This is a genomic window from Brasilonema angustatum, assembly GCF_059505445.1.
Map to the genome: position 1 here is coordinate 17,796 of NZ_JCACKO010000137.1, position 14,421 is coordinate 32,216.

Here is a 14,421-nt window from a genome sequence, read left to right on the forward strand (position 1 = left end):
TAGTTCCTTTTATATTGTTAAAGTAATGTTCACCCACACTTATAGCTCGAATCCGTAAGTGCGCGTAAATTCAGATTGACATTCAAAGATCTCAAATGCCTGATCAAGTTGGGTCAGTTCAAAAATGAGTTTGATTGTGGGCGAAACACAGCAAAGACTCAAGCGCCGACCTAAGCTTTGAGCCTTCTTCAGAGCAGCCATCAAAGCCATCAATCCAGCACTGTCTAAAGATTTTACTTGCCCTAAATCTACTAACAAGGCGGAACAATGACCTTGTTCGATTACTGTTGTTAGCAGCTGCTCAAAATCCAATGCTTTTGTGGCATTTAGACAACCTAGAGGTCGAATCACTACAACTTGTGGATTAGCAAGCATCTGTTCCATAATTTGAGTTGAATAGGCAATAGGTTTGCAACACTTCAGCCTTACTCGGAAGACCTCCGCAGATCGCTGGGATACCTGAATGGGGTGGCGCAGGCATAGATCGGCAGTCGCCGTGAGAGCGGGAGATCCTGCTGCATAGCGCTGGTCTCACCATGCAACGCTTTCAGAAAAATTCCACAAGTCATCTTCAACCACATTTTTCCATCCACCATAAAAGTTGTTGGTCAACGTTTCGGGGCTTTATCAAACGCTCTTGCGATCGCATTCAATGCCAATTTGGATTTGAAGTTTAAGTCGAGTGGCAAAGGACGTACTGGTGCACGATCTGAACGGGAACCAAACATTGAAAGCCAAGAGTATCTATCGCTCAATCCCCAAGTTAAGACGGCAATCACTGCTCGCTCATCTAGCACTACCGAAAGATAGTCTTCGTATTTAGCAGCGACAATGCGATCGCGCACAACGGTATCCGAAGGTAATTTCTGGTCTGTTACGTCTAGTTCGCTAATGATAATCTTCAGACCAAGACTCGCCACGTTAGACAGAAAATGTCGTAGTTCTTTGGGATTCAAGGAAGCCTGACCTAACAAGTGAGATTGAATACCCAGAGCATGAATCGGTGTTCCTCTAGATTTCAGACGTTCTAGAAGTTTCAGAACAGCAGTTCTTTTGGCTTCATATTCAGAACCATTATGCTCCAGTCCATTCTCGTTGTAGACCAACATGGCTTTGGGATCAGCTCGCGCCGCAACTCGATAGGCAAGCTCTATGTAATCTGGACCTAGAAACTTGAGCCACGGAGTTTGTCGTAAGCCTGATTTTAGTCCATCATCTGGTTTAATAGCCTCATTCACCACATCCCAAGAGTGTATTTTACCAGCGTAGTGTTTTGTTACAGTTGTAATATGTTCCACCAAAAATTTTTCTGCATTTTGGCGGTTAACGACTTCTTTGAACCAGTCAGGTAGTTGCTCATGCCAGACTAAAGCATGTCCTCGAAAAAGCATATTATGAGCGCGGGCAAATCCAGCTATCCAATCTGCTTTACTAAAGTCAAACACGTCTGGACGAGGTCGCACAAATTGCCACTTGAGCTCGTTCTCTGGTGTCAGGACGCCACACTCCCGAACAATGCTAGCCTGTAAATTTTTGTCTGAGGCAAGAACATCTCGCCCACAGGCTACCCCATAAATTAATCCTTTGGCTACAGCACGCTTGTTTAAGGAAGCAAGTCCCGCTACTTTAAAATTTCTTTTTGGGTTGTCTAATGCATCACTCAAGTACATTGGATTACTATTTTTTACCGCAGCCAGACCAGTAGCCCCTGCTAAACTTGATAAACCAATGTACAAAAAACGACGCCTACTTTGTGACGAGTTTTTGAACATATAGATAAATGCAACCAAAACCAGAAATATCTCAATGTTGAACTCAAATTGCTAGTTAGTAACTAACAGACAACTATGTCCTATGTCACCATAACCTCTTCCAAAATCCGTTTCAAGGAGGATATGGTTAATAGGATATATCAGTCTTAGTAGACAATAACCTAGCAGATCTTGCGCTCTGAATGTCTGAATATTTTGCAATTTAATTCGCAATTTATTTTTTTAACTTTTCAGATGGCTTAACTGTCACTTTCAAAGTTGTTGTTCTACAAGAGCTAAAACTTATTTTTTGGACTATCTTCTTAGGAGATAATCATATCACTGGATAATGGTTTTGACGATATACTCCTAAAAAAAAATATAAAATTTTGTTGTGTTTATGCTTATCCTACAACATCTATCAGCATCTGTCCCTTTTTTGCAAAGTACTAATCTTAGTTATTCATCATACAGTACTGTATATTTATTACGCAATCAACTGGCTTGATTTTGAAGTTGAATAATATGATTTTTTTTTAGATTATTGCTATTTTACAGTACTGCTTTCAAAATCAAGATAGTGGGAAAAGTAAGATAAGTAGGTAACGTTTTGACTCAATCAAACTGTAAATTATTTTTTGACAAAAATAATCTTCTCTGATTTTTCGCTAAAGAATTTCGAGTCAGCAGTCATTAATACCAATAACCATCAAGGTACAAATGTTTTATATTATACTCATTTGTATTTTAGATAAGTAAAGATTCAGACCTAAGCACATGCGTAACTTTGTAGCAATGCACGATGAGTTGAAGCACAAGTCATACAAAGTTCCTAGTTTGATCTGATCGGCCTCCCTTTTATTTGTGAATGGGATTATATGATCTCTACTTTTTTAAGTTCAACGTCATTGAAACTTAGTATTATCGGCATGAAGAAGGGGTTTTTCCATCGTCGTTGATAAATAGTCCCAAGGGGTTTGAAAAGTATGTATAACTTTAACTAACAAGCTGACAAAAGTGCATATAAGCCAATAACAGCGTGGAGTATGGCTTTTTACTGATATTCATCTGTCAACTATATATACATCTTTTAGTCAGTTGATTCGCTAGTCTCTATTTATAGTTATAATACTGTTATCATACTTAAAATACTTCTAATTGTATTTCTCCTCATATTTATCTGCTAAATTTCCTGGTGTCAATTGTTTGGAGAATCGAAAAGATTCTATGGGCAAGTAATAATTAACTTGTAGAGAGTATCTGTAAGCACATATTTCCAGGAACAGAAATACAGCTGTAGCTTTTTGGGGTTACCTATTTTTACAACAATACTTGAGAAACTTATCAACGCCAATAAACAGATACGCTTCAATAAGTATAAACTTGACAAACAGAATACACAGAAGATACAACAGAAAATGTGAACTAAAATTTGATTCAAGTTTGACACCAATAATAATTTATTTTTCTTTGTTTATTATAATAATTGAATTAAGTCAAGCGTGCGCTTTAGTATAAATGACTGCTGAGATGTTCAGTCTACTACACCTTCATATTCTCAAATGAACCGTTACACATATCAAGTCGGTGGTAGTCTAACCATTAATGCTCCTAGCTATGTAGAACGACAGGCTGATAAGCAACTATATGAAGCCCTCAAAGAAGGTGAATTTTGCTATGTTCTCAACTCTCGGCAAATGGGCAAGTCCTCGCTTCTAGTCAGAACTCGGCATCGCCTACAACAAGATGGGTTTAGATGCACGACTGTGGATATGACCAACATTGGTTGTGAAAATATTACCCCAGAGCAGTGGTATAAGGGAGTCGTTGCTGAGTTATGGTTAGGTTTCAAGCTGTTAGGGAAATTTAACTTAAAAGCTTGGTGGCGAGAGCAAGAAGATCTCTCTGTACTCCAAAGACTTAGCTGGTTTATTTCTGAAGTCTTACTAGTTCAATTTCCGAAAGAAAAACTGTTTATCTTTATTGATGAAGTTGATAGTATCAAGAGCCTTGATTTTTCTGTTGATGACTTTTTTGCCTTTATTCGGTTTTGCTATAATCGCAGAGCAATCGACCCAGAATACAATCGCATCACATTTGTCATTTTTGGGGTTACAACACCATCAGATTTAATTCAAGATCCAAAGCGGACTCCGTTTAATATTGGTAGAGCCATAGAACTGAATGGCTTTACGATCGGTGAAGTGGAGCCACTGGTAAAAGGGTTAGCAGTTGAACAAGGTAATGCTCAGGCAATTCTCAGAGAAATCTTATCTTGGACAGGAGGGCAACCCTTTGTTACGCAAAAAATGTGTCAGATGCTACAAAGTTCGAGTCAAGATTCAGTGAGTGAGAAACTGATCATCCCCCCTGGGACAGAGGCATTTTGGGTAGAAAGTATTGTGAAATCACATGTCATCCACAAGTGGGAATCCCAGGATGAGCCAGAACATTTGCGGACAATAAGCAATCGCCTGCTTGCTAATGAGCAAATTGCAGGGCGTAACTTGGGAATATATCAACAAATTCTGGCTGGGGAAGACATACCAACCAATGATAGTCGAGAACAGATTGAACTTCTTTTGTCAGGTTTAGTGATCAATGATCAGGGATATCTGAGGGTGAAAAACCCAATCTATAAAATAGTCTTTAATTCAGAATGGGTTGCTCTACAAATGGAAAATTTGCGCCCTTACGCGCAACGCTTTAAAGCTTGGATGACTTCAAATCAAAAAGATGAGTCCCAGCTTCTGGTGGGGATAGAATTGCAACAAGCATTAGCTTGGTCAAAAAATAAAAGGCTCAGTGACTTAGATTATCGCTTTCTGGGTGCTAGTCAGGAACTGGCAAAGCGACAAGTTGAAACCGATTTAGCTGTAGAAAAACAGGCACGACAAATTGAACGAGAAAAAGCTCAATTTGCCGTACTTGCTGCCCAACAAGCGAATCGAATATTGGCAAACGCACGTAAAGCCGCAAAACAAAAAGCCCAAAAGCTACGTCTGAGTAGATACTGGCTCGGATGCATCGCTGGGGGAGTCGCCAGTTTTGTTATTCTTGTACGTTTTACTGGGCTACTACAGGGTATGGAGTGGTCAATGCTAGATTGGTTTTTTCAGGCGCGTCCTCCAGCAGCAGTTGACCCCCGTATTACTATAATTACAATTGATGAGCCAGATATTAAGCAAATAGGTCAATTTCCTGTGTCGGATCAGGTGATAGCTCAAGCAATCCGGACAATAAGAAGCTATAAACCTAGAGCGATCGGGCTGGATTTGTATCGAGATTTGCCGATAGAACCTGGTCATCAGGAATTAGTAGAAGTTTATAAAACAACTGAGAATCTCATTGGTATTGAAAAGGCAGTGGGTAGTCAGGTGGCTCCACCACCAACTTTAGCTCAATTAGGTCAGGTTGGTCTTGCTGATCAGGTTCTAGATGCAGATGGCAAGTTGCGTCGAGCCTTGCTTTCAGTTCAACTGGAAAACTCTTCATTACACCTTAATCTTGGTTTGCAGCTAGCACTTCGCTATCTAGAAGCTGAAGGTATCACCCCTCAACCTCAAACCAACCATCGCGATCAAATTCGGCTTGGCAAAACAGTGCTTGTTCCCTTTCAACCCAATGACGGTGGCTATGTCCAGGCTGATGCTGGAGGCTATCAAGTTTTGCTCAACTTTCATGGTACTGAGCAACAGTTTCAGACCTTCTCGCTCATAGATTTATTAGCAAATAAGATACCACAACACAAGATACGCGATCGCGTTATTCTCATTGGCTCCACTGCCCAGAGCGTCAAAGACATGTTTCAAACACCCTATAGCAGTCATAACTTTGGCTCTCCAAAACAAATGGCAGGAGTAACGATTCATGCCAATATTACTAGCATGATTTTAAGTGCTGCGCTCTCAGGGCGACCCCTGCTAAAAGTTAGGTCTAAACCAGTGGAGTGGCTTTGGATTTTGCTTTGGTGTGAGGTGGGAACTGTGTTAGCTTGGCAAATAAAGTCACCGAAATCTATAGTTACTGCCGTTGCTATTGCGGAGGGAGGACTCATAGGAATTGCCTACGTTGCCTTTTTACAAGGTTGCTGGATTCCTGTTGTTCCCCCGATGATTGGACTTGCCCTTGCTGCTGTGACTCTGCCGATTGTCACTCATAGACAATCAGAAAAAGCTCAACTTTATCAAACTGTAGAGTTGTTAGTTGCTATTTCGCGGGAGGAACCTGCGGTTGGGCAGATTGCCCTTGAATATCTTAAGCAAGCAGAAAGTTCCGATAATCAGGCGTTAATTGAGCAAATACTTCGCCAAGAGTTTTAGTAAAGTGTACCACTTTAACTATTTAAACGCAAGTCTAGTTGTACAATTTCTCCACAGATAACCATAGAAAAACACTGGTGATTTTTACCGACTGCTAGAGGTTGTTTTTGCTTTGACTGTGTAAATGTAACAAATATACTATCAGTGTTTCTGGGTATAAATTCTCTGCCAGAAAATTTACCTGTTCGATCTTGAAACATCAACACAAATTGATGTGCTGGTGTTTTAGCTATACTGACAAATCCCGTTGGATGCTCCTGGAATGTTGACCCATGATTTTGATTTAAGATTAAAGGTTGAATTGGATCGTTTTGTTTAGAACATATAAGTGTACTGCGGGAACCTGCACCAGAGGTATCTTTTGGCTTACCTTGTCTTGGTGGTATAAAATTCTGCTGGGATATCAGCCGTTTTGGTAAAGTGGGGCTTCTCGCTTCTAATTTTTGCTGAGCGTGAGCAGATAAGCTTAGGGTTAGCAAGAATTCTACAAATAACCAGATTGTTAATATTTGACCAAAATAAATGAGTTTCATTAAGTAAATACCGTTTGAGGGATATTTCGTAAGTAAATACACCAAATCGTATAGAATATTGCATTTTAAATCAATAATAACCACAGCCTGAGAGTTTGATCTAGCTGCGGATACATACCTAATGATGACTTTAACAAAAATAACTTTTTTAAAAAAAACCTTAACAGAAATTTTATTTAATTTATATATATATAATATTTGAATAAAGTATAAGAGATAAGTATTTTTAATTAGCTTCGATAATGGGACTTTGTAAAAACTAGGCTCAAAATAGCCTCAAACATAGATTGGGTAGGGGTTTTACATCGATTAGTCACTGTTTGTTGATTTAACTGAAGTTGAGACGTTTTTACCTGCTCGACATATTCTCCTTGCCCAGCAAGGGTTTCAAATACTTTTTCTGCCCAAAATTTCTAAAGTCCCAATAAGACATAGTTTTTGAGCATACAAACAAAGCCTGCCAAAGCAGGCAGGCTTTGTTTGTTGAATTGAGGGTAATATACTTAAACAGCGCTATGCACCGACGTTTACCGCAATGAATGCGATTGCGTATCTTTTTGGTGAGACACTACCCTATCGCCTAGCGTGTGCATAAGTACATAGCCCACACTTAGTGTTAGCGCAGCGTGTTCGCAGAGTTATTTAGCTGCTTTCCTGCTGCACCATTTCTGTTGTCAGCTTTTCCTTATCTTTACGGCGTTTTCTCGCGTAAAGCTGAATCGTCGCCGCCATCACAATAATCATGGCGACAATACCCCAAGCTGTGATATCTGTAGGTAGATTGTTTTTGAACACAGCTAGCAATACAATCACCACTAGCATAACTGTAGGTGCTTCATTTAACGCCCTCAACTGCTGACTATTCCATTTGCACGTGTCTTGGGCTAACTGCTTCATCAAACGCTTGCAGTAATGATGATAGCCAAGTAAAAGGACAACAAATCCCAGTTTTACGTGTAACCATCCTTCTTTGAGAACATCTGGTTCCGTAGTTAATAAACCAATCGCCATTGCGACTGTAACCAGCATCCCTGGAGTTGTGATGATATTGTACAGACGCTTTTCCATTATCTGATACTGATTTTTCAGTATTGTGCGCGCTGGTTCCGGTTCTTGGTTGGCTTCAACATGGTAGATGAAAAGACGCACGAGGTAGAACAAACCAGCAAACCAAACAACTATACCCACAATGTGAAAAGCCTTAAACCAGGAATAAGCCATAAATTTTTTTCTCCATCAATGGATTTTAGGCACACGTAAATAATGTAAAGGTGCTATAGAAATCCTATCTAATTTATGAAACGGAACTCTGGTTATTTAACGAATTGCAAAACAGATGAGTACAAAATACTTACTCTAAAATTTTTGAAATCTTAAGAAGAGATAAAAGTGATGTCACTTTTGAATTCTAATTGCTATCATTATTGATCCTTTACACGAACAAAAGGCAAAAGGTCTTCAAGAATTGTTTCGTGATAATGTTCTTGAGGATAATGACCAACATTATTAAGTTTAATCAAACTCCCTTTTTCCAGGGAATCCACAAAATCTTGAGCTATATTTATAGGTAGCCAAGGATCTATCATTCCCCAGAGGATTAAAATTTCTTGGTGCAATTCTTTAAAGCCCAATTCTATTTCTGTCATTGCTGAGCGTAACTCCAAATTACGGATAGTTGCTAAGAGACTTCTTCCAGGAGCAGAACTTTTCAAAAAGGGTTTACGATAAACATTTAAATGTTCTTCTGTAATGACGTAACGACAGCCACCTTCCAGAGTCCGGTCAACTAGCAGCGGATCTTGAGTAATCATGTCACCTACAAAAGGTAATCCCATTTGTTGAATTTTCCAGGGTAACTTCGCCTGACTGGAAATTGGTGTATTAAGTATGGTTATATTGGCAATTTGTTCTGGATGACGTAAGGCATATTGTAAACCAACAGAACCTAAAAAGCCTTGCACAACTAAAGAAAAACGTTCAAGTTCTATGGATTTTATGAATCCTTCTAAAGCTGTCACAAAAGCATCCGGTGTGTAAGCAAAATCTCTTTTGTCTGGTTTGGAAGAAAAACCAAAGCCAATCCAATCAGGCGCTATTGCTCTTGTTCCTTGCTTTGCCAAAGCTGGCATAATATTGCGCCAACTGTAACTTTGTGATGGTAAACCATGTAGCAGTAAGACAGGAAGTAACTCAGTTCTACCAGTAGATTCTGCTTCCCGATAAAACCATTCTAAGGAGCCGACTTGAATTTTTTTTTCTGTTATTGGCATTTTAATTCATGAATGAAAAGTTTAAAACAAAGGTGTTAAGAAGAAAAAGAAGTTTGTTATTGGTATTGAGAATTATTATGTAATAAGCTGTGATGCAAATCAACTGGCACTTTCGGAGCTTGAGGATTGTCCTTTATGATTACAAACGACTCATGACTGTCTTAACGAAAAGAAGTGTAATTATGATTAGTTAGGAATAATCATCTCACGAATTGCGTAAGCTGTCGCTGGTGCAAGTAAAACCCCATTGCGATAATGCCCAGTAGCAAGCAAGATGTTACTATATCCAGGCAATTTACCAATCACAGGTGCTGGACGTCCTTCAGGACGGGGACGTAACCCTGACCAAGTACGGATAGTTGTCGCGGTTGCTAAGTCTGGGCAAAAGGCGATCGCCTGTTGTCTAACCAACTCCAACAGTTCTTTATCAGCTATCATTTCATCTTTGTTGCTCGCAAATTCAACCGTTGCACCTATCCAGTAATCCCCACCACCTATGGGGACAATATGGACATCATGACCTGTAATCACCGGTTGAAACTCAGGGTTTCCAAGAGAACGTCCTAAGCGAAGACACAAAGCTTGCCCTAGCACAGGGCGAATATCAACCATTTGCTCTAATTGCGCACTCAACAAAGAAGAACCCAACCCAGCTGCCACAACAAACCAATCAGCAGTCATTTTTCCTTGTGTCGTCTGAAGTTGGTTGCAATATTTTTCGGAACCTGTTTCTTGAGAAGGAGACAACGGCTGCGGTTCGATAGCCAAAACCTGAACACCAAATTTGAAATCAACACCGTTATGCTTTGCAGCATCAACCAAAGCTAAGGTGAGGGAAGTGGGATCAACTTGGCGATCGCACCCAGAGTAAACAGCGCCCACCATTCCTTCGTGATTAACCTGAGGACAAACTTGCTTGAGTTTCTCAGTCTCCCAAATTTCTAGGGGAAAACCTTGAGATTGGCGAATTTCTTGCAACTTTTCCCATCGTGAGATCTCCGCATCTTCTTTTTCTAAAGAAGACATAGAAGGTTCAGGTAGCAGCATGAGGATTCCCTGACGGTTGAAGTGAATTTTACGATTTGTAAGCGCTTCTAGTTCAGGAATCAGAGTTTCATAACCCAGGATACTTGTTCGTCGCATCTGCCAAGCCTTCCCCTTGGTTTTTTGGCTGATGATACCCATCAAAACACCCAATGCTGCTCCTGTAGAAGCAAGTGCGGGTGGTTGTTGGTCAACAACTGTGATTTTTAGCCCGTTGACTTTACTCAGTTCGTAGGCAATTGCTGCCCCAACCACGCCGCAACCGATGATAACAACATGATTCATTGTTAATGCAACTGAACAGACAGAAGATGGGGGAGTGTGGGGGTACAACAGCAGCGAGGAAGGGAAGGAGGAAAAGAAGTAAGGAAGGCAAAAGTTAATGCTCAAGAACTATTTTCCCTCACTCCCACACTCCCAAATTCCTTTTTTCCTCACTCTGTAACTCCCTCACTCCCCATCTTCCTCTTCACCCTATCACGCTTAGCTTTCTTCTGACGGGCTGCTGTTTGTTGGAACCAGCTGCAGGAATTTGTCAATGTCTGCAAAAGCAGCGAAAGAGCTATTCAAGGCACCATTGATGTTACCAACTTCAGCGGCTTGGTCGATTTTTATCAGCTTATCTAATAAATCACGCACTAACTCGCGGCCTGCTGGTTGGTCTTTGGATAGCAGATTGGATGTGACGTAGTTCATCGACAGCCTTGCTTCTGCCATAGGACCGTGTGTGAAGTTTCCAACATTCACCCACTGTTTTGTTTGGATGAGCCTTTGCAGTTCTTCTGAGCGTTTTTGTACAGCCTGAATCTCAGGAACGTATTCCTGAATTTTCGCCAGTTTTTCTGGTGTGTATGTCGGAGGTGGTGTTGCGACACCAGGACCACCACAACTAATGAGAAAGGTTGCCACCAATACCAGAAATAATGACAAAATTGAGCGTTGACGCGCCATAAGCTAAACTTATTTTATTTATCAATGATCAGTGTCATTTTAGATCGCTGGCGTATCACATCGTCCTTGTTTACGAGGGATTTTGCTGAAAATCTTCTATCTTCATAGAATTTTTTCTGTCAAAGGTACATTTTGATGTTTTTTTTTTGGAAAATTTGAGTACAATTGCTTAACATAGCCATACTATGACAAAAACCGTCTCTCCCTGACACCTCTGGTGAAATAGCGACGTGAGGAGTGTTTTCGTGAACGCAGCTGAGATGGCAACAAACCTTGAATTCGCCAGCAAGATTGCTACCGTAGTTAATTTATTCAAATCTGAGTTTCCAGATGCCAGATCGGATCTCAAACCTTGGAAAAACGATCCGCAAACCAGAGAGTTAGTCGATCCAGACTCTATAGACATCGGTTTTCACTTTCCTGGCATCAGTAAATCATGGCAAAGTCGCAGTATATTAATACAAATCCGTTTTTATCAAGACCTTTTAAACGATTCACGTCGTGCAATTGGCGTAGAAGTTGCTGGTTTCAGCCATATTGGTGAACAGTGGCGACTTTCTACAGTAGAAAACTGGAGTTTTGTGGGAACATCTGTACCTTCTGCGCAGGTTGGGGAAAAACTGAAACAGTTTTGCAGGCAGATACTGGAAATTTTTAACTCTCCTCCTGTAGCTAATAACTAATGTTGACACTTCTACAGCCTGGATATTTTGATTTTGTCAGTCACAAAACAGTCTGACGATACATTCATCAAAGTATCGTCATATCTAGTCACAATCAAGTCGGTTTGCGCGATCGCTTGATTCATGTTTTGGTTCAGCAACGTCAAACATCTAGAAGCATCAGCCATGAACCGCAAAACTCTGCGTAATCTTGTATTCATCCTCCACTGCTATATTGGCTTAGCTGTAGGAGTGCTGTTAATCATCTGCAAATTTATCATCCAAAATTGATATAAGTGCGTACTTTATTATACTTATAAATCCAGGAGTTTCCTAGTTTTGATCATTCATCATTTTTAGCTACCTTGCAGCCACCATCAACGCAATAGGTCGATTTATAAATACTAGAACGCTTGCCAAAGAGGGTGTAACGGTTATCCCGGATTTGTTCGTAAAAGCGATCGCCCGCCCATTTTACTCCTGGTAAAGCGCGATATGCATCTACAAATACACTACCATTAGGCAACAATTGCCCAATCTCCTCAGCCGCTGCACTGCCTTGCCACCGTCTTTCTGGTGCATCTGCATCTATGAGAATCATACCCAACTCACAATCTTGGGGTGTAATTCCCCACTGTTGTACAGTTGACTCGTCTTGCATAGGAACATAGCGAAAAAGTTGTCCCTTATCAAGACTTTCCAGCATTTGCACTCCTGTGACACAAAGATTGCAATTTCCATCGTAGATAACTATATAACCCATACAAGTCGCAGATTCTGTTTGAGCGCTAGATGTTTTAGTTAGTGTGTTAACATTTATAGCATTAAACTTTTGCTTTTGAAGACAGCATCCAAGCTGTATAAGAAAGCAAGCATACAGGCGTACCTTTAAAGCAATTGTTTATGAGGTGAAAGCGATGCCAACAGAGGAAATCATAAGTATTGATTTTGCTCAGGAAGATGTATATACGCAAATTCTTCCGCGATCGCCCCTAATGAGCAGTTACCATGCTAAATGGGATCACATTCGCCTAGATTATCATCAACAGCCTGCTTACGAGACACCAGAACATAGTCCTCAACAGCACGTTATCAGCATAAGTCTGACAAAACAACCTATCAACGTACAACGGGTGTTGAACGGACAAGTTTACGATGAGTGTATTAAATATGGCGACATTGTCGTCATTCCAGCAAGCAGCTATCACAAATTAAGCTGGGAGATAGAAGCTGAATTTTTAGTTCTTAGTTTAGAAAAAGCTTTGTTTGATCGCGCTGGTTATGATTTGATAGACATGCAATTCATAGATATTATACCACATCTTGCTGATTCAGATCCGTTGATTCAACAAATTGGACTAGCACTACAATCAGAACTGGAATCAGATGGTATGGGTTGTCGTGTATATATAGAATCTTTAGCAACAACTCTATCCATTCATCTACTCAAAAACTATTCTGTTTCTTCTCCAAAGGTTACTAGACAACATCCAGAAGGACTTTCGCGTTTAAAGTTGCGGCAAGCTATTGAATATATCAATCAAAACTTAGAAAAAGATTTAGGCTTAGCTGAGATGGCGACAGCAGTGGGAATGAGTATGTATCATTTCTCACGTATGTTTAAACAATCCACTGGTTTTTCGCCCCACCAATACGTTATGAATTGCAGAATAGAGAGAGCGAAAAGGTTATTAAGTAAAACAGAACAAGCCATACATCAAATCTACCAGCAAGTCGGTTTTCAGAGTCAAAGCCACTTTACAAACGTCTTTCGCAAATTTCTAGGAACAACACCATTAGCGTATAGAAAACAAGTAAAAATTTAGCTTTATTATGATGTAAGAATTCAGGAGCCAGAATTGAGAATTCAGAATAGTTAAAGAATTAGGAGAACACTTTATCCAAGAAACATACAAAGAATAATAGACACCTTATCAATTGTGACTTCTGACTCAAGAAGTGCTGAATTCTTACATTATTATATACGCGCGTTCCTGTAGAAGAGCGATCGCTCTTCTTGTGATACTTTTTTCAAGAACGGAAAAGACAGCAACACACAACAGTTGCTAAACTCAACATTCGCGATCGCCTCTTTGGAGGAATATTCAGTGCTATAGATAACCATCGCGATTAATTATAGATGTAAGAGTAAATAATCAACAAAAATTATAAGCTTTTAGGTAAAAATTCCATCTGTCGGTAGAGGGTTTCCCAGAGCATAGTAGTATCTGTAGACTTGTTTTGTCGTACCAATGAGAGAGGCACAAACCATGAGCGACAAAAACCTATCAACACGTCTATATCCAACCCGCATTGACATTCCTGCTGAGGCGCGCAAGCAAATTGTTGGAATTCTCAACCAAACTTTAGCAGCGAGTTTGGATCTGAAAACCCAAGTTAAGCAAGCGCACTGGAACGTCAAAGGCACAGACTTTTATCAGTTGCATGAAATGTTTGATGAGATGGCAGGCGAGTTGGAAGAGTACATTGATATGTTAGCCGAACGCATCACCGCCTTAGGTGGTTATGCTTGTGGGACAGTTCGTATGTCTGCTGCGGCTTCAATACTGGCAGAATATCCTACTGATATTTTAATGGGCACGGAGCATGTCACAGCTTTGGCAGATCGCTTTGCACCCTATGCTAAGCACGTTAGGGAAGCAATTGACAAAACCGATAATCTAGGTGATCTCGATACTGCTGACTTGTACACCGAAGTTTCTCGCACAATTGACAAGCGACTGTGGTTCCTAGAAGCGCATCTGCAAGCCGCTGTCACCCAAAATGGAAATAGTACTGCAGGCACTGTTAAAACTGAAGAGCAAGCTGCTGCTGTTAACTAGAATTTTTATGACAATGGTTAATCGCTATTGATTAGTCCCTATTTT

14 protein-coding genes are annotated in these 14,421 nt (G+C 40.3%); 4 read left to right on the plus strand and 10 right to left on the minus strand.

Going from position 1 to position 14,421, the window contains the following annotated elements:
• Positions 1-39 precede the first annotated feature (39 nt).
• Positions 40-384 (minus strand): STAS domain-containing protein, encoded by a 345-nt coding sequence (locus AC5JM2_RS25560; protein ID WP_495837628.1) that lies wholly within the window; start codon positions 382-384, stop codon positions 40-42.
• A gap of 224 nt (positions 385-608) precedes the next feature.
• Positions 609-1,772, minus strand: a complete 1,164-nt coding sequence (locus tag AC5JM2_RS25565) for an endo-1,4-beta-xylanase (protein ID WP_495837629.1) — start codon at positions 1,770-1,772, stop codon at positions 609-611.
• 1,541 nt (positions 1,773-3,313) lie between these two features.
• On the opposite strand from AC5JM2_RS25565, the gene AC5JM2_RS25570 reads away from it, so the two are divergent.
• Complete coding sequence (locus tag AC5JM2_RS25570; RefSeq protein WP_495837630.1) at positions 3,314-6,073, plus strand: CHASE2 domain-containing protein; 2,760 nt, start codon at positions 3,314-3,316, stop codon at positions 6,071-6,073.
• 14 nt (positions 6,074-6,087) lie between these two features.
• Here AC5JM2_RS25570 and AC5JM2_RS25575 read toward each other — a convergent pair whose 3' ends face one another.
• From AC5JM2_RS25575 to psbQ, 5 genes are all read right to left on the minus strand, one after another.
• Positions 6,088-6,690: a DUF928 domain-containing protein gene (locus AC5JM2_RS25575; RefSeq protein WP_495837631.1), complete on the minus strand. Its 603-nt coding sequence runs from the start codon at positions 6,688-6,690 to the stop codon at positions 6,088-6,090.
• Between the two features lie 558 nt (positions 6,691-7,248).
• On the minus strand, positions 7,249-7,827 hold the full coding sequence (gene hemJ, locus AC5JM2_RS25580; protein WP_495837632.1) for a protoporphyrinogen oxidase HemJ: 579 nt from the start codon (positions 7,825-7,827) through the stop codon (positions 7,249-7,251).
• A gap of 200 nt (positions 7,828-8,027) precedes the next feature.
• The gene (locus tag AC5JM2_RS25585) at positions 8,028-8,876 is read right to left on the minus strand and encodes an alpha/beta fold hydrolase (protein WP_495837633.1); all 849 of its coding nucleotides are present in this window, start codon (positions 8,874-8,876) and stop codon (positions 8,028-8,030) included.
• Between the two features lie 186 nt (positions 8,877-9,062).
• A complete protein-coding gene (locus AC5JM2_RS25590) occupies positions 9,063-10,205 on the minus strand; it encodes an NAD(P)/FAD-dependent oxidoreductase (protein WP_495837634.1) in 1,143 nt (380 codons plus the stop codon).
• A 198-nt stretch (positions 10,206-10,403) separates the two neighbouring features.
• Positions 10,404-10,871: a photosystem II protein PsbQ gene (psbQ, locus tag AC5JM2_RS25595; protein ID WP_495837635.1), complete on the minus strand. Its 468-nt coding sequence runs from the start codon at positions 10,869-10,871 to the stop codon at positions 10,404-10,406.
• Between the two features lie 245 nt (positions 10,872-11,116).
• On the opposite strand from psbQ, the gene AC5JM2_RS25600 reads away from it, so the two are divergent.
• A complete protein-coding gene (locus AC5JM2_RS25600; protein WP_495837636.1) occupies positions 11,117-11,554 on the plus strand; it encodes a Tery_1686 family protein in 438 nt (145 codons plus the stop codon).
• A gap of 11 nt (positions 11,555-11,565) precedes the next feature.
• Here the strand turns inward: AC5JM2_RS25600 and AC5JM2_RS25605 are convergent, their stop codons facing one another.
• Together AC5JM2_RS25605 and AC5JM2_RS25610 are read right to left on the minus strand one after the other, a co-directional pair.
• Positions 11,566-11,754: a hypothetical protein gene (locus AC5JM2_RS25605; RefSeq protein ID WP_495837637.1), complete on the minus strand. Its 189-nt coding sequence runs from the start codon at positions 11,752-11,754 to the stop codon at positions 11,566-11,568.
• A gap of 122 nt (positions 11,755-11,876) precedes the next feature.
• Positions 11,877-12,296 (minus strand): thiol-disulfide oxidoreductase DCC family protein, encoded by a 420-nt coding sequence (locus AC5JM2_RS25610; protein ID WP_495837638.1) that lies wholly within the window; start codon positions 12,294-12,296, stop codon positions 11,877-11,879.
• Between the two features lie 154 nt (positions 12,297-12,450).
• Here AC5JM2_RS25610 and AC5JM2_RS25615 point away from each other — a divergent pair, with 154 nt between their 5' ends.
• Positions 12,451-13,359 (plus strand): helix-turn-helix domain-containing protein, encoded by a 909-nt coding sequence (locus AC5JM2_RS25615; RefSeq protein WP_495837639.1) that lies wholly within the window; start codon positions 12,451-12,453, stop codon positions 13,357-13,359.
• Positions 13,360-13,511: 152 nt separating this feature from the next.
• Here the strand turns inward: AC5JM2_RS25615 and AC5JM2_RS25620 are convergent, their stop codons facing one another.
• Positions 13,512-13,658: a hypothetical protein gene (locus AC5JM2_RS25620; RefSeq protein ID WP_495837640.1), complete on the minus strand. Its 147-nt coding sequence runs from the start codon at positions 13,656-13,658 to the stop codon at positions 13,512-13,514.
• A 145-nt stretch (positions 13,659-13,803) separates the two neighbouring features.
• On the opposite strand from AC5JM2_RS25620, the gene dps reads away from it, so the two are divergent.
• Positions 13,804-14,376, plus strand: coding sequence for a DNA starvation/stationary phase protection protein Dps (gene dps, locus AC5JM2_RS25625; protein WP_495837641.1), 573 nt, complete (start codon positions 13,804-13,806; stop codon positions 14,374-14,376).
• The last annotated feature ends 45 nt before the right edge of the window (positions 14,377-14,421 follow it).